Source organism: Paenibacillus sp. FSL H3-0310, assembly GCF_038002785.1.
Taxonomy (GTDB): Bacteria; Bacillota; Bacilli; order Paenibacillales; family Paenibacillaceae; genus Paenibacillus_AQ; species Paenibacillus_AQ odorifer.
This window is the reverse complement of record NZ_JBBODC010000001.1, coordinates 2,169,224-2,194,364: the sequence shown is the minus strand read 5'-3', so window position 1 is coordinate 2,194,364 and position 25,141 is coordinate 2,169,224. Positions and strand designations below refer to the sequence as shown.

The window sequence follows — 25,141 nt, the reverse complement described above, 5'->3', positions numbered from 1 at the left end:
ATGCTGCTAGTGAGATATAATCGCGATGTAATAGCGATGTAATAGCAATGTAATAGCGAAGTAATCGCAATAATACAAAAACAAAAAAGACCACTAATCACCTAAACACAGACGATTAGCGGCCGGTCAAATCCAAGCTAGTTTGCATTCCCAATACTCGGAGTTATCGGCTTATCCAGCGATTTCGGTGGTTTGCTTGGGTTTATCCCAACGCCGATCCGACCGAATACATACGCTCCGCCAGGAATTCGATTCGCTAAATTCATTATAAGTGCCGAGCCTACCACACAACCGACAAATTGTAGCAGAACACTAAATAGTCCAAGGTTTTGCAACCCAAATGAAGCTGGAAGCTTAACGAATATAGCCAATAGCAAAGGATGAAGCAAGTATATGCCAAAAGAATATCTGCTGCTCCATTCCAGCACACGTGGCACTTTCTTCATTTTCGATGCCACGGAGAAGAGCAGCAAAATCATGCTTAAGGCGAATAGAAGCATATCAATTCTTTTGGAGCTATGCGCCGTTATCCAGCCTTGACTATTCACGAACAGCACTAGCGCACCTGTCAGAACCGGGAGCGTGTATACGGCTATGCGGAACTTTTTTAATTTTTCCCGGAACCACAGCTCATTTCGTCCCAGGTAATAGGCTACTGTAAAGTAAAAAATCCAACCAGGTGCGAAAATCCAGTACATTTTATCCCAGAAATAATGGGCGGCAGCCGTATCTGCGGGCGTAGTAAAGTTGAAGAAACCCAAATAGATAACGTTAATAAGGAACGATACGATTAGAATATTGCGGGGGTTAAGCCGCTTCGCATACGTCTGAAACCAGAGGAATAAAGCATAAAACTGAAAGATAATCAGTATAAAATAGCCATGGAAATCTCCAATCAGCAAATGACGCCAGAGGTAATACCAAAGAGCCTGCAGCAAAGGAATGCCGTCACTACTCGACAGCTCCAATCCTTTTAGTCCTGCATACAAGGTCCCGAAAAAAAAGTAAGGCAATAAAATATACTTGATTCTTTTCTCCCAAAATCTCGCTGGAATTTCATTGGGATAGGCAAATGACAACACGAATTGGGAGATAAATACGAATACAGGTGTGCCAAACGTTAGCAGTAAACCCACCGACTCTACCCAAGATGTATTTCCATCGTCATAAACCCGATAAAGAGCATGCAGCAGGGCTATACTTAAGCAGGCTACACTACGAAGAACGAACATTTCCGAGTTCATTTTGCGTTCCATGCGGAGTGCCCCTTTCAATGGGTGCTTTTAATGATCTACTGCGCTTCCTACACTTAAGCGGTCAGTAATTGTTTTTTCCAGCCCGGTATGAAAGTTATGGTTAGGGAACCAAGACAATAATTCCTGGGCTTTTTGATTGTTTAAATAGCTATGGAGAATATCCCCCGGACGGGGCTCCGCATAGGTTGTCAGGAAATCCCGACCCGTGATGTCCCCTAACATCCGAACCATCGTATTTATCGAGGTTGGTATTCCGCAGCTAATATTCATCGTCTCATTATTCACCCTGCCTTCGGTCTGAACCGCGTCAACGAACGCTTGCGCCACATCCTCCACATAGACGAAATCTCTAGTCTGCTCACCGTCCCCATAGATTACGAGATCCTTCCCTTGCTTTATACGATCCAGAAAAACAGAAACAACGCCAGCTTCTCCATGCGAACTTTGCCTTGGCCCATATACATTAGCGAGACGCAGAATCGTATATTTCAGCCCATGTAAGCTGGCAAACATCCGAATATATGACTCTGGTACACTTTTGGATACACCATAGCAGGACTCGGGATTTAAGGGATGCTGCTCATCAATGCTCAAATATTCCGGGTTCCCATAAACCGCTGCCGACGAGGCATAAACTAGCTTTTGAACCTGATGGATCTCGCACATGCGCAGTACATTCAGCGTGCCAACAATATTCACATTCGCATCAAATAACGGGTTCCGCTGTGATTCTCTGACGTCGATCTGTGCAGCCAGATGAATGACTGCATTTGGCTTTTCAAGGTTAAACACCTCATGCAAAGTCTCATCCCGAATATCGTACTTATACAGAACCGCAGTAGGATTCATATAAGTCAGACCGGAGGCTCCGGATACATTATCTACAATCACAGTTTCTATGCCCTTTTTTATTAGCCGATCAACCACATGGGATCCAATAAAGCCTAACCCCCCAGTTACCAATACCTTCAAAATAAAAAACTCCTTTCGCCCGCTAAGAGTGATCTTTGTACCGTGCATTCCCCGAAAAATTCACATAAAATACAAAATCAAAGGATAAAGGAGTGAAGTATATGGCTACTGCCCCTATTCCAGACAGCTCGGTGACTACGTCCATCCTTTCTGATGGTGCGGTCACATCTATTAAAATAGACCCTGAGACTAACGGTTATGTGAACATCCGATCGTACGGCGCTGTAGGAAACGGTATCAAGGACGATACAGTAGCGATTCAAAATGCTATCAATGCGGGAAACGCCAAAAACAAAGTAGTAATCTTTCCTCCTGGTGTATATAAGGTATCTTCGGGACGCATGCGTAACCCCTCCGTCCTCGACTGGTGGTGTCTTCGAATTCCAGCCAAAACGAATTTAAGCTTTGAAGCCGGCTCCAAACTTGTGCTTGCCCCGAACCCACCCTCAGACACTAGGGTTCTAGTAATCTTAAATGCCTCAAATATCACAATCGCGGGCACCCTTGAAATTGATGGAAGTGCATCGACTGTTAAAACAGCCGTCAACGATCAGCTTCACGGCTTATTCATTTCTTCTTCGCAAAATATAACGATAGAGTCAGTGTACTCTCACGATTGCTATGGGGATAATATCTTCATTGGGGGGACAGAAGAAATCCCCTCCGTTAATGTGCACATCGGATATGCACGCTGTGAGACTGCTGGACGAAAGAACTTTGTGGTCCATTTTGTAGACCAGCTTCATGTCAACAGAGCGGTTCTGAATAATAGCCGCGGTGGCGCGCCTGGTTTTACTGGTGCTAACTCTCTCGATCTTGAACCCGATGTCTTTAAAGGAACGCGCAGCTTTTATCAGCGATTCGACTCCTTGACAACCATAGGTTTCGGTAACGACCTATCAGCAGGGCTTACAGATGCTATCGCTAGACTCTGGACACTCGACATCGGTTCACTAGATATGCGTGTAAGCGGATCGGTAAGTCCAGCCTTACTGTCCTATGGACTGACGCTGAAAATCAATCATTTGGCTATCCGTTCCACCGATCATAAAGCTAACTTCGGTCTACAGACGATCTATTCACAATTTATTGATATCGCTAGCGCCAAGTTCGATGGCATCGGGGGCCCTGCGATCTATGCAGCGTTTAATGCTGCCGGAGGTAAACCAAGGTTGCACATCGGTTCTTTAGGAATGTACGGTTCGGGTTCCACCTTAGCAAGTGGTGTCCGAATCGACGGAGGCGATCTTTATGTGGGGACGATAGATGCACAGGATTTAACGGGCAATACCTTGCATTTATTCACAACGGAGTCTGACGCGATGGCTACTGTCGACAATATGATCGTCCGCAATAGCGGAACCAATCAGGTAGTGCTAGTCTCTTCTTACGGTGCAGCTAAACCGTCTCTGCGCCTCAATAATGTAGCGGTGTTTGATACCCGAGCAGTGAAGGTAAAGCGAATTCTAGAATTCGAAACACTAATCGGCATGCAAGGCACATCACTAGGAACCTTGTATAATCCATATTCGCTCCCTGAATGGTTCTCGACCTACGGTAACTTCAAACGGGCCATTCGCCTCACTGGCGGGGCAGTGTTGCCCGCGGTGTTCATAGTAGAGGGTTCGCCCGAGGGAGTCGTAACCGCCCCAGTTGGCAGTCTGGCCATGCGAACGGATGGCACGGCACAAGCCACTTTGTATGTGAAGGAAAGCGGATCAGCTGCCAGCGGATGGAAGGCTAAATAAGATGAATCAACGGTATTGGTTACATGTCTCTATCGCATAAACGACACGTTCCAAATCCTCATCCGATAAAGAGCTTCCAGAAGGCAGGCAGACACCTGTTGAAAATAATTTATCCGATACACTGTATTCCTCACTGTAAGGATAGTAGTAATTGCTCTCGAACAAGGGTTGTAAATGCAGCGGTTTCCATACAGGTCTAGCTTCGATATTGTGCTGTTCCAGACATGACAGGAGTTGTTGTGAAGAGAACCCCGCCACTTCTTCATCGATGGTCAGCGCACTCAACCAGTGCGTGCTGCGACAATTGCGCGCTTCCGGCATAAAATGAAGACCCGGTATGGAACCTAAACGTTCCCTATATCGCCGGCCAATAGATCTGCGACGCTCTACTCGCTCTTCAAGCAGTTCTAATTGACCGCGTCCTATGGCTGCCAACAGGTTGCTTAACCGATAGTTGTATCCCATTTCGGAATGTTGATAATGAGGGGCAGTGTCTCGGGCTTGCGTAGACCAGAAGCGCGCTTGATCTAAGGCTTCGGTATCGTCGGATACGAGCATGCCCCCACCTGACGTCGTAATAATCTTATTTCCGTTGAAAGAATAGATTCCGAATTGGCCCCAGGTTCCGCTGGCCTTGCCTTGGTAGAAAGCGCCCAGTGATTCGGCAGCATCCTCAATCAAGGTAATTCCATATCGGTTAGCTATTTCTACAATGGGCGCCATGTCTGCACTTTGTCCGTATAAATTGACGACAACAGCCGCTTTTGGCAGCAGCCCTTTGTCATTCAAAGCTTGGCAGGCCCGCTGAAAAGCTAGCGGACACATGTTCCAGGTCTCAGGCTCTGAATCGACAAATACGGGGGTGGCCCCCAAATATAAAATAGGATTGGCGCTAGCAACGAACGTGAGCGTTGAACAGATCACGTAATCTCCTTGTGTGACACCGGCTAGACGAAGTGCGAGATGAATCGCCGCCGTGCCAGAGCTTAACGCTAGTGCACCCTTTGATCCTGTGTAGGCGGCCATCTCCCGCTCGAACGCATCAACTTGCGGACCAATAGGAGCAATCCAACCAGAGTGTATCGCCTCCTCCATGTAGACCTGCTCACGTCCACTAATATGCGGCGGGGATAACAAGATTCGTGGCAGAATGCTCGTTTGACTAATGCTCATGCGAAGCTCCTTTCTCCATTTGGCCCGATTTCTTCAGATGGAATACATATCATATCGAGATCTGGATGCCGATAGAGCGGAAAGTAATTTCCTGATATTCTGGTGTCACAAAAGGATATGATCCGCTCATACAACTCTGGGAAAAAAATTCGTTTACCTAAGTAATAGTCAAGGGGTTCCAGTTGTGTCGCGAATCTATGCTTGAATTGAAATAAGTCGTCATTCCCCTTATATCCCCCGCCAAGATGAAAACATTCAAAGCCATTTTCCATCCCCCACTTGGCTGCTGCGTGTATTAGCAATTTGGTAGGTGACCACTGCAGATAGGCGCGATCCCAACCACATAGGTGATAATGCATCCACGGTCGTTCATGTAACACGATGCTGGTCGCCACCGTTTTCTCCCCATCCATAGCTTCGAATAGCTCTACTCTCCCCTCAAGTAGATGACTAGTATCTTCTATAAATTTTTTGGGAAAATAATAAAAAGAATCCGCCTGTAAATCGTTTAGTGTTCCGTAATACAATTCACTGAAGGACTCAATACGATCCTTCAGATTCGAATTTCGAATCGTAAAGGGTGCGGACTTTAATTTATGAATATTCCGTTTATGATTGCTGCCATAATGCCGGATGAGCTCTGACTCCGAACCCACAGTCAAATCAATATAAATTGTATTCCTATTCCATTCGGTGGTCAGACCGCCTTGATATTCCGTAGCGTTGCCAATTAAGGGGTGAAATCTTACAAACTCGGTCATGATCTTTTTCTCTCTACAGTAATACGTGAACGTTTCACTGAATTGCCGATACAGCTCACTTCGTTCGGCTCCCGGAGGGAGGTTCGATATCGGCCCCCCGTATCCATAGGGTGTACTAATGTCGTACCAATCGCCTTCAAGCCCCAGTTGGATTACGGCAGGAAGATGGCTTATGGAACGAAGTAAGTAAGGATAAACTATGAGCTGGTCTCCCTGCTTAAAAACAAACAGCTCTGCCTGCTGATGCTCTCCATCCTCAAACAGCCGAAAAAACGCTGAGGAGAAATAGATATCCTTCGTCTCTAGCTGGTTCAAATAGGCATCCCATTCCGCTGAACTAGAGCTGCCTAACACGATGAAGTTACTCATACAACACCTCTTGATTCTCCAATAGTTTGATCATACGTATACTTTCAGTGCTTAAGATTAGCCCGGGGTCTCGCTCACGCAAATAAGCATCTGAAGAAAGCAACAATAGCCTTTTCTCCCGGTCTAAATCCATTAATACGTCTGTCAAAAGATTGCAGCCACTCCACCCTCCACTTTGCAGTTGGATACGATAATACTGTTCACCTAACCGGCCCACAACTGAAGTCTCTTCCTTCGTTCTAATCTTAAGAGAAGAGAATCCATACTTTTGATGATGTGCCTCTGCCATCGGATAATCATCTATGATGTACGCCAATGCTTCTCTATCCCTATCAATCGATGGAGCCAAATCTCTTACATACCAGTAAGTCCGGCCTTCCTCTGCAAAACCAAGCCGCAAATACCAAGCATGAGCTTGCTCATTCCACGAAAATACATCAAGTGCCAGCTTCGAAATGCCATCCTTTTGGGCCAACGTCTCCCCGTACGCCATAAGCTTGCCGCCGATGCCGTCTTTTCGATAAGCTGCGTCCACATTCAAGTTATTCAGAACCAGCATCTGCTCCATTCTTCGCCATTCAGCGAATCCAATAAGATGATCTTCAGAATAGGCACCAATCAGCAGTGTTGCTGAATGGCTTCCGCATTTACATGCTGCTTTCAAATATTCGGGATAACCGCCACAGGCGAATATGGTTTGATTATAGACCGACTCTGGCAAGTTGCTCTGTAAGAGCCGGCATGCAAGGTGAATATCATCTTCCTGAAGCGGACTAAACCGCAAATTCATGCCGACCCCTCCTTTTGGTTCATTCTGTACTCATCGAGCGGCAAACTATGCTCACCCGGATTGGCCACAACGTCATCTTGGCGGATCACCTTCAGCACAGTTTTGCATAAGATCAACGCATCTAATCTAAAGCTCAGCTTCTCAACATAGGTAACGTCATAGGAGAGCCGCTGTTTCCACTCCGAAGTATTACGTCCAGATACCTGCGCCAATCCCGTTATTCCGGGTCTTACAGTAAATCGCAGCCGCTCCCGTTCAGAGTAATGCGGGCTGTAACGGATGAGCAAAGGTCTTGGTCCGATCAGACTCATTTCTCCCTTCACAACATTTACTAATTGCGGGAGCTCATCCAGACTCAGCTTTCGAATCAATCCGCCGAATTTGATATAACGCCGAGCATCCGATAACGGCTGGCCCTGCGCATCATACATTTCAGCCATGGTTCGGAACTTGTAGATGTAGAAGGGTCTTTCTCCCATTCCCGGCCGTTGCTGCTTGAACAAAATAGGACTTCCCAGCTTTATCCGAAGCAGCAACGCCACCACAGCCATGACCGGACTAAACACACCTAACATAACGATCGCTCCCACCAAATCGAAGCCCCGCTTCATATGGCGATACATGGTAGTCTTTCCCCCGCCTTTCTCTTATTCCGTAAAAAGACGTTCTGTAAGTGACTTTACCTCTTCCGGATTTGCACTCCAATAATACACTTTGGTTCGGACGAGCGGATCTAGAGCAGAGCTGTTATGGCCAGGAATCTGTTCGTAAGCAAAATCTGCGGAATCCATTCCTTTGAATAGCCAAGCTAAACTCATCAAATCACTGTCACTAAAACTCGTATCAATAATGTCTTTCTTTTCACGCAGTAGCAGTCCCGCTAGATCAGGAATATGCTCCGGACTTAATAGCTTTTTGGCTACAGCCCGAACGATATTGAATTGCTCCCGTTGGCGGCTAAAGTCACCCTCCGGAGTCGAGTAGCGCTCCCTTGCTAAATAAAGCGTGTGGGCACCATCCAGATGCTGCTCACCTTTCTTGATGGTGATCTCCGGAGTGATGGTCACATCCTGATCAATCAGCATATCGATCCCGCCGATCGAATCGATGAAATCACGAACACCGGAGAAGTTCGTCTTGATGTAGTAATGAATAGGAATATTCATAAAATCACTAACGGCTTGAATCAGTGTCAGCGTACCCTGCTGATTCCCACCCTTTGTTTCACCAACGATATGTGCATGATTGATCTTGGTATAACCGACGTTCTGCACATAAACCCGCGTGTCCCGCGGCACAGATACGATATTCACCTTCCGTTGATCCGGCATCACATGGGCAACCATGATCGTATCTGCCCGCGAGCTTTCTCCGCCCCAAGTGTCTGTTCCAATTAGCACTACATTAAAGGATGAGCTTTTCTTGTCTGTTGGAGATGTCACCGCAGTTGGAGTCTGTGTAGACGTTGTAAGGGTAAGCTCATCCGTTTGCGCTTGTGGGGCTGGTGTGCTGAGCGATTGCACCATCGTTTCATTGTCCGTAACCACATTAGAGCTAGGGATCGTCAAAGGGTTAAGAATCGCCTTATTAAAACGATGCTCTGGATTCAATATCCCTCCAATCCAGATCCCCCCTACTACAACCACAACAAGAATAACAATCAGGCTGTATCGTCCCACCCGCCGCATGCGTGAACGTTTACCTGTAATTGCCTTGTCGCGCTTGCCCCATAATCTTGTCATCCATGAATGCTTAGTCGACTTCATAGGTCAGATTCCCGCATGAACTTCGGATTTAATGCGTTCAAGATCATGTGTGCCCACCTGCGGTTCTTCCTGAAAGCCCGAATAGCTTGGAATTAGCTGCTTTAGCAGTTTTTTGATCTGATGACTGCTTGGCATCAGTTCATACCGTTTGCACAAGTTCTCCAGAACCCCCAACACCAAATTCAGTTCAGATCTGGAGACACTTTGCGGGCGGCTAATCATAATACGGTAGTTGTTAGTGACCAATAATCCTTCTTCTTCAGTCAAAAGCTCCTCAAACAATTTTTCTCCAGGACGAATGCCAGTGACCACAATGGGAATATCTTTGTCAGGCTCGAGACCCGACAAGCGGATTAAATCCCTCGCTAGATCGTATATACGAACTGGCTTACCCATATCCAGCACAAACACTTCTCCCCCTTGTGCCAGCACACTTGCTTGAATAACCAACTGTACTGCTTCGGGTATCGTCATGAAGTAACGCACCATATCCATATGTGTAACCGTCACCGGGCCGCCGTTTTCGATTTGTCTTTTGAATAACGGAATGACACTGCCCCGACTACCCAGCACATTACCAAAACGTACAGCGGCAAAAACCGTCTTACTTAAGGAATTCTGATCATTAATGATCATTTCCGCGGCTCGTTTCGTGGCCCCCATAACACTGGTAGGATTAACCGCCTTATCCGATGAGATGAGGATGAACCGTTTAGCGCCATATTTAGCACTCGCTTCCGCTACATTCCTTGTGCCGATCACATTATTTTTAACTGCCTCTACTGGATTCATCTCCATAAGAGGAACATGCTTGTGAGCAGCGGCATGATACACAATGGAGGGGCGGAACTTTTGAAAAACGTTATCGATCCGCGATACATCCTGAATGTCCGCTATAATGGGATGAATGATCTGATCGGGATATAACTGCCGCAACTCTTGTTCAATAAGATAAATGCTATTTTCTCCATGCCCCAAAAGCAGCATTTCCTTCGGACGATACGCAGCCAATTGCCGGCATAATTCCGAACCAATTGAACCGCCTGCACCCGTGATGAGAATACACTCGCTTCCCAGATTCTCACGAATCTCTTCCGTATTAATTTCTACGGGACTTCTCCCCAGCAAATCATTTACGGATACTTCACGGATCATGTTAATGGCCATTTTCCCGTCCAAAATATCGGTCATACTAGGCATTAACTTGATCTGAGCTTTGGTAGATTTGCAGATTTCGATGATCTCCAGTAATTCCTTTTGAGGAGCCGTAGGCAAAGCGATGATAATGAACGAAATGTCCAGCTCCTCGACTGCCTGGGGAATGAAGTTACGGTTACCGACTATCGGCAACCCCATAAGCTCCAGCTTGCGCTTTGAGATATCATCATCTATGAAGGCAACTGGGTTCATGAATTTAAATCTTGAATGCTTGATATCTTTGGTAACGAGGATGCCTGCTTTTCCCGCCCCAACAATTAGCAGATTGCCTTCGGATGAACCCTTTGTTCCCAGTGTTTCGAATCTATCGTTGATGAGGCGGTTAACTAAACGTAAGCCGGCAATGCCGAGAAATACGTAACCCGCTGCAAAATAAATCGAAATCGGCAATCGATAGGAAGGGACGAATACATGCGCAGATACATTGACAACGACCACTCCGCAGAGTGTTAAAGCACTCACTTTTAGCAGCTGCAATAACTCACCTATACCGGTGTATCGCCAAATATTGTTATACACCTTGAATCCAAATGAGAACGCTGCGTACACCATAATGTGAATGAATATCGCCCACGGAAGCATCCACATGTACTGCTCAGGGATTTGAAAATCAAACCGAAGTAAAAACACAAGCCACACTGAAGCCGCTATAATTCCTGCATCCAACATGACTAAACGTACGATCCGCATTTTCATCACTTCTTTCTCCCTAATTAACTAATTATTCGTTTATTCGTTTGTTCGTTTGTTGTCGTATATGCGAGAATGAATTATCTATCTGCTGTCAGACCCGTTTGTACTTCAGACGGAAATGGCTTTATCCCTGGTTCTTTCAGCGCTTCTATATAAATCGAGTCCATTTCACGAAGCACCGCTGGCAATCCATAGCGAATAATCCTGTCCTTGTTCGCCTTACCCATTGCTGCGGTCAAAGCTGCGTCCGCTCGCAGTTGAACCAGTGCTTTTGCCGTAGCGGCAATATCATCCACTGGAACCAACATGCCCGTTGACTCATGCTCAATCAAATCGCGAATGCCCCGAATATGTGTGCCGATCACGGGTTTGCCTGCTGCCATCGCCTCCATAATCGCCCGGGGTAACCCCTCACGATAGGACACAAGTGCCGCAACATCACACGCTTGTAGCAAATCCGGTATATCTCTTCGGAACCCCAGAAAATGCACCTGATCCCTAACCTCTAACCGAGTAGCAAGTTCTATAAGGGTTTGCTCGAAAGGACCTGTACCTGCGAATGCTAGATGAATATCGCTTGCTTGATCACCCAAATGATGTAGTGCTTCGATCAACTGTTTTTGGTTCTTGTTAGCATTTAACTCAGCGACGCAGAGAACAACGAATGAAGGATTATCATTGTCACTCTTAGGTAAATCAAATAGCTGGTAACGACTTTCCCCCATCATTTTTGCAATTTCATTATCCCCCTCACCGCTACCGTATACCTGAAGATCAAGCCCGACTCCGCTCACATAAGTTACTTTTTTTCGGACAGGGAATTTCTGAGCACGCTCATAATCTTCACTATTAATGGTGATCAGTACATCCGTCCAACGTGCCATCAAATACTCCAACGGATAATAAAGCATCCAATTCAGAAAAGGAGCACCTTTAAAAAAATGAAAACCATGAGCTGTATACAATACGCTAGGGACACCTGCTCTATGGGCTGCAATCCGTCCGAGAATCGAAGCCACTGGTGTATGTACATGGACGAACTGAAATTTTTCCGCTTGGAAGCTTTTCGTTAAGATCCGCAGAGCCGTCCAATTCTTCAACTGTAAAGGACTTCGTTGTATAGGTACGTCGTGACATACAATTCCCCGCTGTTCCAAGCGCTGTCTGGCTTCGCCCGGCTGAGCGTAAGCATGGACTTCACACCCTTTTTGCAGCAATAACACCATGTAAGGTAAATGAAAACTCTCGAAATGCCCATATATGGAGGCTACAAAAGCAACCTTTGCTTGTAAGCCACCCTCAGCTGGAATACTCCCGATGTCCTTACTTGAGCTTTTATTGAGGTTGCTCTGCTCGTTGTCGAAGCTTGCGCCCAGTTGACCGTTCAACGTGTTGGGTTCGATAGGGCATCTCTCCTTTCAGGTTTTTGTCTGTTAACCGGATGCAAGCTCCGTTCATCGCCATCATGAACCACCAATACCGCTGGAATAACGCCTCAATACCCATCGATAACCCAATCATCGCTGCATGGGACAACAGCAATGCCATAATAATTGGCCTATGAATGGGATCTGCTGCACGATAAGAACGGATACCCACAATGAAGAACCAAATCATAAATCCTCCATATACAATCAAGCCCAATAAGCCGAATTCAGTCAAAAACCATATTGGCGTGTTGTGGATAATAATGCGCAGTTCGTAATTATAGGAACCAAGCCCAATGCCTAATAATGGACTTTGTGCGATCCAATCCACCGCTTTGTCAATGATGTCAAGACGCGACTGGATCTGGGAAGGTCTGCTGGACATAGACTCCAGCACATTTAGATAAGCGGTGCCTTTATACAGCAGCAGAGCTATAAAAGCCACACCAAACCCCATTCCGATCTTGAGCAGTCTGGAAGGTTTGGTAATCAAAAGTGTAAGTAATACAAGGAAGAGACCAATCCATGACGAGCGCGAGAAAGTCATCATAATGCCCCCGGCTAAGCTTATCGTCGCTAGTATGCTGACCCATCCCCGCAGCAGCTTTATCTTCTCCCCACTCGTCATGATATGAATGGCAAAAGCCGTCACCAGCAATCCTCCGTATGCATTGGGATCAATTAACATGCCGGACAACCGCCCGTCTTGCACCATAAACGGAACCTTTACTCCGCTGAAAAAAGCGAATAGGGCAACACCATTTAAGAGCAGCACACTGATCAGGAAAAATCGGAGCATCTTATATAACCGTTCCCAGCTATCTACGGCTTGCACAAGCATGATATAGGTCAACAATAGGAGTATGAATCCAATATCTTTTTGCAATAAGGCGTATTGGGTTATGAAGCCGTTGCGCCAAATGGATACAAAGGAAGCTAGAACAAAAATGAACAACATGCCCCAATGCCATGAACTGAATATCCTCCGGTCCAATTTGAGATGGAATCCAGCGGCAAACAAACCTAACATTAAGAAGAGATCCGACGGGGCGATACGGAAGGCTCCACCAAAATCAAACTGTGCCGGAAGGCATATGATATACCCCATGACCGCAAACAGAAATAAATTGTGCATGGTGTAGGGCTTCCCTACAACAGATACAGATGTCATACAAGTCCCTACTTTCCTACTTTCCTACTTTCCTATAAAACAAAGAACTTATGCCGCCGCTTCCGACTGTTCCCGATTTCTTACCTTTCCGATGACACGATACAGCACAACTACACTGCCAATCATCTGTACAAATAACGACGAACTAGCTCCCATCGCAGCCCCTACTACCCCGTAATGAGGTACGAAGATCAGACAACATAAGCCATTAGTGAATGCTGTGCACAGAAACAATGGAATCTGGGCTTTGTACCTTCCGGTAGCCGTTATGGCGTACCACAGGTAGGATGAAATAAATACCAGCATGGTGGACGCCAGCAGCCAATGAAACAACCCTAACTCTCCTGCCACGTCTGAACTGAATAATAAGGTTAACAGCTTGTGTCCAAACAACCACCCTATCAAACAAGCGACCGCACTAAAACCCAAACCCATCGCTATCATTCGGCTGAGTAAAGTGACAAACTCCTTGTGTCTCCCGGCTGAATGCCACCTGGCAAGACGTGGTGTTATGGCTTCACCAAGTGCGGTGACGACAACATTACAGGCAACAATCATATATGAGAGTGAAGCATAAATACCTAAGTCATGCTCCCCTTTAAAATAGGAAATCGCGTATAATGGGATATTCGTATTTAACGACATCAACGCCAACACCACGCCTAGCGGTGAACTGACGATCAGTAAACTCCATAGGCTTCTTTTGTTGAAGAGTGGCCTGAGAGAAGTGTATATTCTTGCTTTACGAGCATCATATCCAATCGTTATCGCTAACCATCCGATAATCATGACTAACAAGGCAAGAACAAGGCTCTGTGTAGGGATAAATACGAGGATGAAGATTAGAATGGAGAATAACCCTTTTGCCATTCTGGAGATTGAGATTTGATCTAATCTCTCCTCCTTTTGAACGATGCCCAATAAAATATCACTGATTGATTCAACGATTCTATACAGACCGATGAAGAAAATAACCAATGCTGTATTCCAATCCAAACCACTCATAATGCAAAAGCCTGCGGTAATCGTAAACGCAAGGGCGGTTGTTATCAGCCGTAAGCCCAGAAAGTCTCCAAAACTGTATTTCCCCGATGAATCAACGATTAATACGGAACGAAGATGTAGATGCGACAGCATAAAGATCGGAGCAGTAACTGCAAGCCCTAGCGAATATTTCCCCACGATTGCCGATGACCCGAATTTATTCAGCAGGATCACAATCACAAACTGAGCACCAGCGTAAGTGATATTCCCGAGCAAATAACGAAGAGAAGCAAATGACATAGACGTCAGACCATTCCTGAAGAAGAGGCCCACTCGGCAAAATCTTCACCACGAATCTTGGAACGCCTGCTCTTTTTCCGATAATTCAATACGGCTCCCAGTAAATGTGCTCCCTGCTGCTCTAACAAGTGCTTGGCAGAACTCGTGTGCTTTAAGAGTACTTTTCCGGATTTCACAACTAGCAATACCCCCTCAGTCATCGTTGCCAAAATAAGGGCATCCGAAAATGGCATTAATACAGAGGATGAGTCGATGACAATCGTATCAAAACGCACGCTCAGCTCTGCAAACAATCGCTTCATTCCTTCAGAGCCTAGTAATTCAGCGGGATTTGGTGAAATCGGACCAGAGGTCAATACAGACAAACCTTCTGCTTCCTCAATAGAAATAATGCAATCCTCTAAGCGGGTATGATCCACTAAGATACTGCTAAGCCCGATCCAATTAGGCAGATCAAATGCCTTATGCACCGTTGGCGTACGTAGATCCCCATCAATGAGTAGAACTGTCTTACCAGCTTCCGCCATGGCAATCGCCAGGTTTATCGCTACCGTTGATTTCCCTTCATCCGGAAGTGAGCTTGTGACTAATAAAGAGCGGATCTCTCCACCAACGCGGGTATAACGAATATTGGAGCGTATGCTTCGGAATTGATCTCCGTTAGATGACTTCGGTTGTTCCAGGCAATATAATTTTGGCGTTTTCTTCTTCATAACTTGTGGCTCCTTCTGCTGATTTGGTTTTCGCTTTATTCCGCCGTTTACGTGGCTTCAATTTGCCCACGGTTCCCAGAAGCGGAAGCTGCAAATCAAGCTGAATATCTTTGGCACTTCTCACGGGTTTCTCCATCAATTCCCGGAGGATAGAGATTGCGATCCCGGTAATCAGCGCCAATCCGAAGGCAATAGCCATATTGAAGACCGGCTTAGGTGAGACAGGATCAGAAGGAACCTTGGCACGGTCGAGAAATACAACATTCTCCACTCCCATAATCGATTGAATATTCGCATTAAAGGCTTCTCCGAAGCCATTCGCGATATCTGTTGCCCGTTGAGCTTTTGAATTGGTCACAATTACCGTTGTTACGAGTGATTCACTATTGGTTCTTGTCTTCACATTTTTGAGCAACTCTTCCGCTGTCATTTTTAGCTGCAGCTTTCTGACAACCTCTTCCGCTATCCTGCTGCTTCGAATGATCTCCCCGTAAGTGGTTACCAGCTTTTGTCCGGCCATAATGTCATTAATTGCTTTCTGCTGCCTGTCCCCTTGAATAAGTATAGAAGCTGTCGCCTCGTATTTCGGCTGTAAAACGTAATAGCTAACACTACCAGCTAGCCCGACTGCAGCGATACATAATACAATAATGAACAGCAGCCTACGTTTTACTAGTTTCAAAATGCTGCCCAGTTCGAATTCCATCGATCATTTCTCCTAACTAGTTAATGTATTGTCGCCTCTTTAACAAGATTATTGTTGTATATTCATATTCTCTTTCTCTCAACATATGTCCAAGTCCGTACTTAAAATTTAAATGTCAAAATATTAAAGGGCTCATTTAGCTCACCTGTTAAAATCCAACAAAAAAAGGCATTCTTCCAGTAAAATCAACTGGTAGAATACCTTACATATAATCTATCTAGTTCAGGAATGTACAAGTGCAGTTAACACCATCAGGAGATATCTTTACGTTTCAGAACATGATGAACATTGCTTAACATGCCGGATAGAACTCCAGCAATTGGGAATACTGCCCAATTGACGTCCCAGCGCCCATAGACAAAACCCGTGAACAGAAAAATCGCCGTCGCCAAAGGCCATAATACAGCCCCAACAACTCCAACAAATCGGTTCTCTTCCTGCTTCTCTGCAGTGATATTCGGCTCCTCCAGCAACTTCGTATAAGTACCCTGGATATTCCCGTAATAGATGAACAAAAACACCGCCACAGCTGCAATAAACAGAAAAGCAGCGACTCCATAGGGAGCATAGTCATCGTTGACATAGCTAGTGGTAAAGATAAAAGCCGGCGACAGCACGCATAGGCAGACTCCTGTAATCAGAGAAAGACGGTAAGTCGGAGCATAAAGACTTTGGCTGCGTTGAAGCGCCATTTTTAGAGCATAAGGCAGCTGAAAGCCTTGCTCCAGACTCTTAAAGCGATCCAGCTTCATTCCGCTGTGTATAAACATCCCGACCGCGATAGCGACCAGCACGAACATTCCGACCAGCCCCAGCATCGAACCTTTATCACTCATAACAGCCTTATTTTCAAATATTGTATCCAGGGTGATCAAAAACGCCACTCCGCATGCGCAGAGAAAAACGCCGATCCCCGTCCATAATCCAGCGCTTCGTCTGGCCGCCGCATAAGCGTAAACCTCTTCTTCCGTCAGCACCGGAATAGCCTGTTCTGGCGCAACTGGATCGATGCCAAGCTCTGCTGTCAGCTCTTCAATATTGCCGAATTCCGATATGACGATACCAATCGCCTCATTCTCCGACTTGCCAGCAAGCTTCAGCTCCAGGTACTTCTCCTCCATCCCAGATAGCAGCTCTTGCTTCAGATGTTCCAGTTCCGGAGTCTTTGGCAGACCTGCAAACATATTATCCAGATATACTATGATCGTCTCCATGCTCTATCACCACTCCTTGATAAATTGGTTTACAACTTGCTGTGTAACCTTCCATTCCTCACATTTTTCTCGGTAATAGGCGAGACCCAAAGGGGTAATCCGGTAATACGTACGCCGCTTGCCAAGACTCTCATCCAGATAAAAGGATTCTATATATCCGTTTTTCTCCAGTCGGGTGAAGGCAGAATATAACGTTGTCTCCTTCATGACATATTTCTCCTGCGTTAACTGCCTGATATTTTTGGAAATCTCGTACCCGTAAGATTCCCCGTCCAGCAGCATGTATAGGATCATCGTATCATTGTAGCCGCGTATAACATCACTGCTGATCAAAAATATCCCCCCATGATTACTTCATCTGTCGTAGTAGTTGCAGTATAACATAATTACTACGACAGATGAAGTAGTTAATGGAAAAATAGGCCAACATAATTTGAGGACCGAACCTTCCTTGATTAAATCACAATTGCTGTCTGCGCATGACGTAGCTTCCAATATGAGGTTAGGTATACGATTGTGCAGGCCAGTAGTGTTTGCGGGGACGATGGTGTTTACTAGTAGGCTGTTTGCGAGGGCGGGGGTGTTTACCAATTGGTTGTTTGCAGGACGATGATGTTTACTAGTAGGCTGTTTGCATAGACGATAGTGTTCACCAATTGGTTGTTTGCAGGACGATGGTGTTTACTAGTAGGCTGTTTGCGAAGTCGATAGTGTTCATCAATTGGTTGTTTGCAGGACGATAGTGTTTACTAGTAGGCTGTTTGCATATACGGTGACGTTTACCTACTCTTAGTTTGGCGGATGAGGTACTATCGGACTCAGTTGGCGTTATTCGAGGCATTTTACTACTTTTCAGGTTCTATCGGACCCCAATGCACCTATTGGCGCACAAAACATCATATTTAGGGCCCTTTCTAGGGAATAGCTGCACTGGAGTCCGAAACTACGCTAGAACTGCGAAAAACATACTAATAGCGTCATTGGGGTCCGTTAGCCTTGCTTGCCCCATTATCTATTGAAGCAACAAACCAACGCTGGTTTGTTTTCCTTTTTATTGAACCTTAATACAATAAGGTTGACTGCAAGAACATAGGTGTTTACTTCCCCTTACTTTGGCGGACGAGCTACTATCGGACTCAGTTGACCTTATTCGCAGAAATCCCCCACTTTTCTGATCCTATCGGACCCCAATGCACCTATTGGCGCACAAAACATCATATTTAGGGCCCTTTCTAGGGAATAGCTGCACTGGAGTCCGAAACTACGCTAGAACTGCGAAAAACATACTAATAACGCCATTGGGGTCCGTTAGCCTTCCTTGCCCCATTATCTATTGAAGCAACAAACCAACGCTGGTTTGTTGTCCTTTTTATTGAACCTTAATACATTAGTTAATTAATTACTCTGGACGAGCTACTATCGGACTCATTTGACCTTATTCGCAGAAATTCCCCACTTTGCTGATCCTATCGGACCCCAATGCACCTATTGGCGCACAAATCACCATATTCGAGCCTACTTCTAGGGAATAGCTGCACTGGAGTCCGAAACTACGCTAGAACTGCGAAAAACATACTAATAGTGTCATTGGGGTCCGTTAGCCTTCCTTGCCCCAATATCTATTAAAGCAACAAACCAACGCTGGTTTGTTTTCCTTTTTATTGAACCTTAATACATTAGTTAGTTAATTACTCTAGACGAGCTACTATCGGACTCAGTTGACCTTATTCGCAGAAATTCCCCACTTTTCTGATCCTATCGGACCCCAATGCTCCTATTGGCGCACAAATCACCATATTCGAGCCTACTTCTAGGGAATAGCTGCACTGGTGACCGAAACTACGCTGGAACTGCGAAAAACATACTAATAGCGTCATTGCGGTCCTTTAGCCTTGCTTGCCCCAATATCTATTGAAGCAACAAACCAACGCTGTTTTGTTTTCCTTATTATTGAATCTTAATACATTAGTTAGTTAATTACCCTGGACGAGGTACTATCGGACTCAGTTGACCTTATTCGCAGAAATTCCCCACTTTTCTGATCCTATCGGACCCCAATGCTCCTATTGGCGCACAAATCACCATATTCGAGCCCACTTCTAGGGAATAGCTACACTGGAGTCCGATACTGTGCTAGAACTGCGAAAAACATACTAATAGCGTCATTGGGGTCCGTACCACAGTGGACGATTATGAGTCGGCGATGTGATTTAGATGTATATTGTTGATGTTGGTGATGATGATGTTGTTGTTGTTGTTGTTGTTGATGTTGGTGATGGTGATGGTGATGGTGATGTTGTTGATTTTGTTGATGTAAATTCAAGCGAACTGAGTCAAAGTCAGCAAGCCTAAACACAAAACAGCGGTTCTCCAATTATGAGGAAAACCGCTGCCTTGTTGTTTTTTTGATAATTAATAAATAGTTAATCATTGCTAACGAATACACCAACTTGAATACGTTGACCTATTAATGTCGTGTACGGAGCATACGTCCAACAAAATAAAGCATTTGTTTACGTGTAAAAAAACGTGACATTTGAGCAGAAATATAATTTGTAAATCCTGGGACAGCAAATACTTTTTTAGCCTGAAGCGACCGAAGAGCCACTTGAACGACATTTTCTGGAGTGTCTCGTTTGCCTACCGAAGCCTCATCGGCTCCCACGACATTAAAAAATTCTGTTTCCGTAGACCCCGGACATAACGCAAGAAATTGTACGCCCCGTTTCCGATTTTCCTCCCATAGCGCTTGAGTAAATGATAATACAAAAGCTTTTGTCGCTCCATATACAGCCATATTAGGGAGAGGTTGAAATGCAGCTGTTGATGCAACGTTTATGATCACTCCACTTTTTCTATTTAACATCTCTGGCAAAAACAAATGGGTCAGATCTACAACCGCCAAAACATTTAGCATCACTTCTTCATGTTGTCTCGAACCAGATAGTTGTTCAAAAAGCCCATGCGTAGCAAAACCTGCATTATTAATAAGAATATCAACGTTCAAGCCACGTTCTACACATTGTTGATAGAGCCTTTCAGGGGAACCTTCTTGAGATAAATCAGCAACCAGAACCTCCGCTTGAATTTGAAATTCTCGTTTTAATTTTTCCGCTAAAGCAATCAGTTTATCTTCAGAACGGGCGACTAAAATTAAGTGACTTCCTTTGGCTGCAAGTTCTCGAGCAAACGCTTCACCTATACCCGAAGAAGCTCCCGTAATCAACGTCCATTTATTTTGAATTGTAATCATTGTTATCCTCTCTCCCTTTAACGACCATTTAGAAACAGTGTTTCAATAAGAATCATTGTATCCAAGTGAAGTTGCGTTGTCAAATAAAGTTCTACACATTTAATTATTGGCTATTTCTCTTCTACATCAGTAAAATAAGGTTTAGAAATAACGGCTATCTAAAAAAAGCTAAAGTAAAGTTCTAAGGAAGTGAAACTACATGCAAAAATCGTCCAAAATATCTTCTATAGATGCACAATCTGTTACAACCTACCCAAAAGCAAAACAACAGCATGCGGAAACATTAAGACTCAACATTATCGAAGCCGCTGCGGCCATTATGCATGAATCTGGACCCGAAGGTGTAACCATCCGTAAGGTTGCTGAAAAAATGGAATGTCCCACAAAAATCATTTATAACTTGTTTGGAAACAAGGAAGGTTTAGCGAAGGAGCTTTTTCTGCAAGGGTGTAAATTGTTGGCTGCTGCCTTTCAAGCGGTTCCAAAACAAGACAATCTAAATTTATATCTTCGCGAGCTTGGACAAGCTTATTGGGATTTCTCACGGAATCATACTAGCTATTATATGGTTATGTTCGGAGGAGCCTTTAGCGAATTCAAACCGGAGGAGGAAAGCTTACATGCTATCTTTACGGCACTACAACAAGTGATAGCCCTTATTACAGAAGCCATCGAACAAGGATTTATTAACGAAAAAGACCCTCTGCTTGTTGTGAACCTGGTGTGGGCGTCATTGCATGGCGTCATTCATCTGCATTTAGGGGGACATATTCAAAATGAGGAAACAGCTAAAATATTATATGATAGATCGGTCTCCAATTTAATTCATACCTTCTTTAAAAAAGATAATTAATTCTAAAAAGGCCTCTTTGCAAGTCCCTACTCAATAAATTCAAGCCGTAATCTTGGGATATCCTTAGATCACGGCTTTTTTAACATGCTAAAAAAACACAAAAAAAAACGGCATTTCTGCCGCTTCTTCATCTCTCTAATTATGTCCGGCGCATATATGCACGCACAGTGATAGGTGCAAAAACCGCAACAATCACAGCAGCTCCGATAAGTGAGATAGCGAAATCCCAGCCTACGGTTCCAGAGTTAGCAAGCTCACGGACAGCTGACACAAGATGCGAGATTGGATTGACTTTGACAAACCATTGCAGCCAGTTAGGCATCGTATCTACAGGCACGAAGGCGTTGGATAGAAACGTGAGTGGGAACAACACAATCATTGATATCCCCTGTACGCTGGAAGCGGTTCGGGCAATCACACCAAAGAAAGCGAAAATCCAGCTAATCGACCAGGAGCAGACAATAACCAAAAGCGCAGCAATTGCGACATGCTCCAGACCGCCATCAGGTCGGTAACCCATAATATAGCCCATGACAAAAGTAAGCACAGTAGCGATCGTATATCGAATCGTATCTGCCAACAAAGCTCCGGCTAGTGGGGCTATTCGGGCAATCGGCAATGACTTAAAGCGGTCAAACACCCCTTTATCCATGTCTTCCCGCAGTTGGACACCAGTGACGATGGAGGTCGTGATTACAGTCTGCACTAGAATACCAGGAATAATAACGGGCAAATAGCTCACTACATCTCCTGATATGGCTCCACCAAAAATATAAGTAAACATTAGTGTGAAAATAATTGGCTGCAGCGTTACGTCGAACAATTGCTCGGGTGTGCGACGGATTTTCAATATCCCGCGATAAGCCATCGTTAACGAGTTACGAACAGATTGTTTGAAGCTCGTATGGTTTTTCAATTGTCGGGTCGCACCTGGACTAATAGTAGAAGTTCTCATACTCATGCTCTTGCTGCCTCCTTATTCATTGATTCTTGTGATGCTTGGGATGCCTCATCCGTAGCTCCATGGCCAGTGATCGTCAAAAACACTTCATCAAGCGTCGGTTTCTGCACACTCATCTCCGCGAGTGGAATCCCCGCTTCGCGGAGTGCAATAAGCAAATCAGTGACTAAATCAGCGTTCGCCATCGGTGCAGTAATTTTCCCAGCCTCATTCGGCACAATAGACTGGATATGCAGCACATGTTCCACAATCCGGCGCGCTTGAGCGATATCTTTAAGATTTTGGACTTTTAAGTGCAGCGAGGTGATGCCCACTGAAGCTTTTAGCTCATCCACGGTGCCTTCTGCAACGACATGGCCATGATCAATAACTGCAATACGATCTGCAAGCTGATCGGCCTCTTCAAGATACTGTGTAGTTAACAGCACTGTTGATCCTGTGTTCACCAACCGACGAATGGTATCCCACATTTGCGAACGTGTCCGTGGGTCCAGACCTGTTGTTGGTTCATCCAAAAAGATAAGCGGAGGCTGGGCAATCAGACTTGCTGCAAGATCCAGACGTCGGCGCATACCGCCAGAGAAATTTCGAAGCGGCCGTTTCGCCGCCTCCGTCAGACCAAACTCTTCTAACAACTCCGCTGCTTTTTGCCGCGCCTCTGCCCGCCCTAACCCTAAAAGACGTGAAAAGATAATCAGATTCTCTGTAGCACTAAGTGACTCATCTACAGAAGCATATTGTCCCGTAACCCCTATCAATTGCCGAACAATCTGCGACTCCTTTACCACATCATGCCCGAAGATTCGCGCCGACCCCGCATCCGGACGAAGTAACGTAGCCAGCATCCGAATTACCGTCGTCTTTCCTGCCCCATTGGGACCAAGAACGCCGTAAATCGTGCCTGCCTTAACGTTTAGATTTACTCCATCAACTGCGCGATTGTCACCAAACGTTTTGACGAGCCCACGCGCTTCGACGGCCCAATCTCCAGGGTTGGGCTCAATTATTTTTTTGCGTTCATTTACCATTACAATTCCTCCAACGTTTTAGTTTGTATTGTGATGGTAACTCCCTTTTATAAACTGAATTTAAACAACACAAAAAACCGGGGAGCGCGATCTCACGCCTCCCGGTTTATTACTACTCCTCTGAGTCAGCCTCAACATATTCTTTAAGCGCAAACAATTTATTAGCCCAGTAACCTTCAAAAAAGGCAAGCCAATCTTGCAGCTCCAGCAAAGGTTCTGGCTGAAGCTTATACCGGGTCTCCCGTCCGACTTTCTGACTGCTAACAAGCTGCGCATCGGACAATACCTGTAAATGCTTATTAACAGCGGTTCGGCTGATCGGGTAGCAATCCGTAATAGATGCTATAGACATTTCCTTATTAGCGAGCAGCTTTAGCAGACTGCGGCGGGTAGGATCTGCTATCGCTTGAAATACATCATGTCCTGCTTCAGCAACCGGCATATTAAGCCTCGATATAAGCAGGAAGTTTTTCTTGGACGATTTTTTCCCAGCCGCTGTTCATAAAGCCGCGTACGATTGGATGTGGTTGGCCAAATTCAGTAACTTTTTCAGGGTCCCATCCAGAATGAATCAAGGTAAATTCAGTTCTCCCTTCGATTTCTTTCAGTTCAAAAGCAAGATGCCAATCCTTCCCCCAATTAAAACCAACACGATTCGGAGGATCAACTTCGGTTACTTTACAAGGAGAATCTCCGAATTGTCCAGCATGCAGGATGAATTCATGCCCAACAACAGGCTCAAATGTACTAGGCATCCACCAGGCTGCCATTCCTTCTGCCGTGGCAACAGCTTTCCAAACCTTTTCTATTGGCGCATTTAGTAAAATCGTTTGACGAATTTCTTGTAAGGGTTCTTGAGTTTGCATAATAAATAGCCTCCAGCATTCATTTAATATAACACCTTTTGGGTTCGCTTTTCATTATAACACCTTTAGGTGTTATGTCAATTTACAGATTTCCCTAATTCTCCGTTCGTTATTCAACGTCTCAATCCCTCAATAATATCCTTTAACTGCTATAAAAAAGCCCCTCCCTCGGTCATCCCGAAGAAAGGGCCTTCCTATTACATCAGCTCTATGGTCAGTTTCTTGGCTTGACAGTTACTGTGATTTTCTCGCTAGATGTCTCGCCTGATGCATTGACTAATACCGCGTAGTATTCATATACACCTGGTGTCTTATCTTTCTTTAAGTTTCGTAACTGTCATCTGAGCCGCAGGGGGAGCCGTGCTTAGTGTCTGTGTGTCGATTACTTCTCCATTCTCATACAAACGGTACTCAGTACCATTGGTTCCCCACCACATATTCATCACAACGTCGTAAGTTCCATCCCCATTCCAGTTGTCGTGGGATACTATAGGCTTGCCCGGCGCTGCATCTGTAACAGTAAGGATTAGCGGATCGCAGATAGTCGAACCGAAGCTGTTGACTAGCTCGCACGTGTACGTGTAGGTTCCATTTGATTTGCCCACAATATCCGTACTCACGGCTTGTGCATTCGGTGAGCTGTCCGTCAACATCTGGGTACTGATCAGTACATCGTTTTCATAGAGCTTAAACTCGGTACCGTTGTTCCCCCACCAAAGATTCATCGTGACGGCATAGCTGCCATCTCGAAGCCCGGTGTCGTGCCCATTATTGTCAGATAACACTGGCTTTCCAGGGGCTCCACCAGCAAGCGGAGTTGTATTCTGGAGCCATTGTGACCAACGGACTAGAACCTCTGCCTGCTCAGAAGTGAACACCTGATTGCTCTGGAGATTCACTTCACTATTAAAAACTTCCA

General features: G+C 45.3%; 23 protein-coding genes and 1 pseudogene. 3 read left to right on the top strand and 21 right to left on the bottom strand.

Translation table 11 applies throughout. The annotated features are described in order from the left end of the window. Window positions 1-137 precede the first annotated feature (137 nt). Together MHH63_RS09880 and MHH63_RS09875 are read right to left on the bottom strand one after the other, a co-directional pair. Complete coding sequence (locus tag MHH63_RS09880; RefSeq protein WP_076309748.1) at window positions 138-1,256, bottom strand: acyltransferase family protein; 1,119 nt, start codon at window positions 1,254-1,256, stop codon at window positions 138-140. A 27-nt stretch (window positions 1,257-1,283) separates the two neighbouring features. Beyond that, window positions 1,284-2,228 carry an NAD-dependent epimerase/dehydratase family protein gene (locus MHH63_RS09875; protein WP_076219536.1) on the bottom strand — a complete coding sequence of 315 codons (945 nt, stop codon included), beginning with the start codon at window positions 2,226-2,228 and terminating at the stop codon, window positions 1,284-1,286. A 101-nt stretch (window positions 2,229-2,329) separates the two neighbouring features. On the opposite strand from MHH63_RS09875, the gene MHH63_RS09870 reads away from it, so the two are divergent. Beyond that, window positions 2,330-3,976 carry a glycosyl hydrolase family 28-related protein gene (locus MHH63_RS09870; RefSeq protein WP_341171455.1) on the top strand — a complete coding sequence of 549 codons (1,647 nt, stop codon included), beginning with the start codon at window positions 2,330-2,332 and terminating at the stop codon, window positions 3,974-3,976. A 6-nt stretch (window positions 3,977-3,982) separates the two neighbouring features. Here MHH63_RS09870 and MHH63_RS09865 read toward each other — a convergent pair whose 3' ends face one another. The 13 genes from MHH63_RS09865 to MHH63_RS09805 form a co-directional block, all read right to left on the bottom strand. After that, the gene (locus MHH63_RS09865; RefSeq protein ID WP_076306137.1) at window positions 3,983-5,149 is read right to left on the bottom strand and encodes a DegT/DnrJ/EryC1/StrS family aminotransferase; all 1,167 of its coding nucleotides are present in this window, start codon (window positions 5,147-5,149) and stop codon (window positions 3,983-3,985) included. Further along, window positions 5,146-6,279 carry a GNAT family N-acetyltransferase gene (locus MHH63_RS09860; RefSeq protein WP_341171454.1) on the bottom strand — a complete coding sequence of 378 codons (1,134 nt, stop codon included), beginning with the start codon at window positions 6,277-6,279 and terminating at the stop codon, window positions 5,146-5,148. The genes MHH63_RS09865 and MHH63_RS09860 overlap by 4 nt, the downstream gene beginning before the upstream one ends. After that, window positions 6,272-7,069 (bottom strand): GNAT family N-acetyltransferase, encoded by a 798-nt coding sequence (locus MHH63_RS09855; RefSeq protein WP_076280228.1) that lies wholly within the window; start codon window positions 7,067-7,069, stop codon window positions 6,272-6,274. Before MHH63_RS09855 ends, MHH63_RS09860 begins: the two co-directional genes overlap by 8 nt. Continuing rightward, window positions 7,066-7,692: a sugar transferase gene (locus tag MHH63_RS09850; protein ID WP_076129746.1), complete on the bottom strand. Its 627-nt coding sequence runs from the start codon at window positions 7,690-7,692 to the stop codon at window positions 7,066-7,068. Before MHH63_RS09850 ends, MHH63_RS09855 begins: the two co-directional genes overlap by 4 nt. Window positions 7,693-7,716: 24 nt before the next feature. Then, on the bottom strand, window positions 7,717-8,811 hold the full coding sequence (locus MHH63_RS09845; protein ID WP_254848838.1) for an LCP family protein: 1,095 nt from the start codon (window positions 8,809-8,811) through the stop codon (window positions 7,717-7,719). Between the two features lie 27 nt (window positions 8,812-8,838). Continuing rightward, complete coding sequence (locus MHH63_RS09840) at window positions 8,839-10,749, bottom strand: polysaccharide biosynthesis protein (protein WP_341171453.1); 1,911 nt, start codon at window positions 10,747-10,749, stop codon at window positions 8,839-8,841. A gap of 74 nt (window positions 10,750-10,823) precedes the next feature. Continuing rightward, window positions 10,824-12,134, bottom strand: a complete 1,311-nt coding sequence (locus MHH63_RS09835) for a glycosyltransferase family 4 protein (RefSeq protein WP_341171452.1) — start codon at window positions 12,132-12,134, stop codon at window positions 10,824-10,826. Further along, window positions 12,082-13,308 (bottom strand): O-antigen ligase family protein, encoded by a 1,227-nt coding sequence (locus MHH63_RS09830; RefSeq protein ID WP_076194873.1) that lies wholly within the window; start codon window positions 13,306-13,308, stop codon window positions 12,082-12,084. Before MHH63_RS09830 ends, MHH63_RS09835 begins: the two co-directional genes overlap by 53 nt. An 84-nt stretch (window positions 13,309-13,392) precedes the next feature. Beyond that, the gene (locus MHH63_RS09825) at window positions 13,393-14,628 is read right to left on the bottom strand and encodes an oligosaccharide flippase family protein (RefSeq protein WP_076303330.1); all 1,236 of its coding nucleotides are present in this window, start codon (window positions 14,626-14,628) and stop codon (window positions 13,393-13,395) included. 5 nt (window positions 14,629-14,633) lie between these two features. Beyond that, the gene (locus MHH63_RS09820; protein WP_076277771.1) at window positions 14,634-15,341 is read right to left on the bottom strand and encodes a CpsD/CapB family tyrosine-protein kinase; all 708 of its coding nucleotides are present in this window, start codon (window positions 15,339-15,341) and stop codon (window positions 14,634-14,636) included. Next, on the bottom strand, window positions 15,289-16,047 hold the full coding sequence (locus MHH63_RS09815; protein WP_341171451.1) for a YveK family protein: 759 nt from the start codon (window positions 16,045-16,047) through the stop codon (window positions 15,289-15,291). Before MHH63_RS09815 ends, MHH63_RS09820 begins: the two co-directional genes overlap by 53 nt. Before the next feature lie 251 nt (window positions 16,048-16,298). After that, window positions 16,299-17,261 carry a permease prefix domain 1-containing protein gene (locus MHH63_RS09810; RefSeq protein WP_076129752.1) on the bottom strand — a complete coding sequence of 321 codons (963 nt, stop codon included), beginning with the start codon at window positions 17,259-17,261 and terminating at the stop codon, window positions 16,299-16,301. A 6-nt stretch (window positions 17,262-17,267) separates the two neighbouring features. Further along, complete coding sequence (locus MHH63_RS09805) at window positions 17,268-17,594, bottom strand: PadR family transcriptional regulator (RefSeq protein WP_076129753.1); 327 nt, start codon at window positions 17,592-17,594, stop codon at window positions 17,268-17,270. 1,881 nt (window positions 17,595-19,475) lie between these two features. Here MHH63_RS09805 and MHH63_RS09800 point away from each other — a divergent pair. Further along, a complete protein-coding gene (locus tag MHH63_RS09800; protein WP_341171450.1) occupies window positions 19,476-19,613 on the top strand; it encodes a hypothetical protein in 138 nt (45 codons plus the stop codon). A gap of 115 nt (window positions 19,614-19,728) precedes the next feature. Here the strand turns inward: MHH63_RS09800 and MHH63_RS09795 are convergent, their stop codons facing one another. Further along, window positions 19,729-20,514, bottom strand: coding sequence for an SDR family NAD(P)-dependent oxidoreductase (locus tag MHH63_RS09795; protein WP_076304439.1), 786 nt, complete (start codon window positions 20,512-20,514; stop codon window positions 19,729-19,731). A 199-nt stretch (window positions 20,515-20,713) separates the two neighbouring features. On the opposite strand from MHH63_RS09795, the gene MHH63_RS09790 reads away from it, so the two are divergent. Further along, on the top strand, window positions 20,714-21,367 hold the full coding sequence (locus MHH63_RS09790; protein WP_076182436.1) for a TetR/AcrR family transcriptional regulator: 654 nt from the start codon (window positions 20,714-20,716) through the stop codon (window positions 21,365-21,367). A gap of 139 nt (window positions 21,368-21,506) precedes the next feature. On the opposite strand, the gene MHH63_RS09785 is transcribed toward MHH63_RS09790, so the two are convergent. The 5 genes and pseudogenes from MHH63_RS09785 to MHH63_RS09765 all read right to left on the bottom strand — a co-directional run. Further along, window positions 21,507-22,322 (bottom strand): ABC transporter permease, encoded by an 816-nt coding sequence (locus tag MHH63_RS09785; protein ID WP_076129863.1) that lies wholly within the window; start codon window positions 22,320-22,322, stop codon window positions 21,507-21,509. 2 nt (window positions 22,323-22,324) lie between these two features. Further along, complete coding sequence (locus MHH63_RS09780) at window positions 22,325-23,356, bottom strand: ATP-binding cassette domain-containing protein (protein WP_341171449.1); 1,032 nt, start codon at window positions 23,354-23,356, stop codon at window positions 22,325-22,327. A 112-nt stretch (window positions 23,357-23,468) separates the two neighbouring features. After that, a complete protein-coding gene (locus tag MHH63_RS09775; RefSeq protein ID WP_341171448.1) occupies window positions 23,469-23,798 on the bottom strand; it encodes an ArsR/SmtB family transcription factor in 330 nt (109 codons plus the stop codon). A 1-nt stretch (window position 23,799) separates the two neighbouring features. After that, window positions 23,800-24,222, bottom strand: a complete 423-nt coding sequence (locus tag MHH63_RS09770; protein WP_341171447.1) for an SRPBCC family protein — start codon at window positions 24,220-24,222, stop codon at window positions 23,800-23,802. Window positions 24,223-24,436: 214 nt separating this feature from the next. Then, window positions 24,437-25,031 (bottom strand): annotated as a pseudogene (locus tag MHH63_RS09765) (endonuclease); the annotation flags it as partial. Window positions 25,032-25,141 lie beyond the last annotated feature (110 nt).

Coding starts and splice junctions, on each gene's coding strand:
- MHH63_RS09880 (WP_076309748.1), bottom strand. CDS start 1,256: ATGGAACGCAAAATGAACTCGGAAATGTTCGTTCTTCGTAGTGTAGCC.
- MHH63_RS09785 (WP_076129863.1), bottom strand. CDS start 22,322: ATGAGAACTTCTACTATTAGTCCAGGTGCGACCCGACAATTGAAAAAC.
- MHH63_RS09815 (WP_341171451.1), bottom strand. CDS start 16,047: ATGGAATTCGAACTGGGCAGCATTTTGAAACTAGTAAAACGTAGGCTG.
- MHH63_RS09795 (WP_076304439.1), bottom strand. CDS start 20,514: ATGATTACAATTCAAAATAAATGGACGTTGATTACGGGAGCTTCTTCG.
- MHH63_RS09770 (WP_341171447.1), bottom strand. CDS start 24,222: ATGCAAACTCAAGAACCCTTACAAGAAATTCGTCAAACGATTTTACTA.
- MHH63_RS09860 (WP_341171454.1), bottom strand. CDS start 6,279: ATGAGTAACTTCATCGTGTTAGGCAGCTCTAGTTCAGCGGAATGGGAT.
- MHH63_RS09820 (WP_076277771.1), bottom strand. CDS start 15,341: ATGAAGAAGAAAACGCCAAAATTATATTGCCTGGAACAACCGAAGTCA.
- MHH63_RS09780 (WP_341171449.1), bottom strand. CDS start 23,356: ATGGTAAATGAACGCAAAAAAATAATTGAGCCCAACCCTGGAGATTGG.
- MHH63_RS09870 (WP_341171455.1), top strand. CDS start 2,330: ATGGCTACTGCCCCTATTCCAGACAGCTCGGTGACTACGTCCATCCTT.
- MHH63_RS09800 (WP_341171450.1), top strand. CDS start 19,476: ATGTATATTGTTGATGTTGGTGATGATGATGTTGTTGTTGTTGTTGTT.
- MHH63_RS09840 (WP_341171453.1), bottom strand. CDS start 10,749: ATGAAAATGCGGATCGTACGTTTAGTCATGTTGGATGCAGGAATTATA.
- MHH63_RS09855 (WP_076280228.1), bottom strand. CDS start 7,069: ATGAATTTGCGGTTTAGTCCGCTTCAGGAAGATGATATTCACCTTGCA.
- MHH63_RS09825 (WP_076303330.1), bottom strand. CDS start 14,628: ATGTCATTTGCTTCTCTTCGTTATTTGCTCGGGAATATCACTTACGCT.
- MHH63_RS09845 (WP_254848838.1), bottom strand. CDS start 8,811: ATGACAAGATTATGGGGCAAGCGCGACAAGGCAATTACAGGTAAACGT.
- MHH63_RS09775 (WP_341171448.1), bottom strand. CDS start 23,798: ATGCCGGTTGCTGAAGCAGGACATGATGTATTTCAAGCGATAGCAGAT.
- MHH63_RS09830 (WP_076194873.1), bottom strand. CDS start 13,308: ATGCACAATTTATTTCTGTTTGCGGTCATGGGGTATATCATATGCCTT.
- MHH63_RS09865 (WP_076306137.1), bottom strand. CDS start 5,149: ATGAGCATTAGTCAAACGAGCATTCTGCCACGAATCTTGTTATCCCCG.
- MHH63_RS09810 (WP_076129752.1), bottom strand. CDS start 17,261: ATGGAGACGATCATAGTATATCTGGATAATATGTTTGCAGGTCTGCCA.
- MHH63_RS09790 (WP_076182436.1), top strand. CDS start 20,714: ATGCAAAAATCGTCCAAAATATCTTCTATAGATGCACAATCTGTTACA.
- MHH63_RS09850 (WP_076129746.1), bottom strand. CDS start 7,692: ATGTATCGCCATATGAAGCGGGGCTTCGATTTGGTGGGAGCGATCGTT.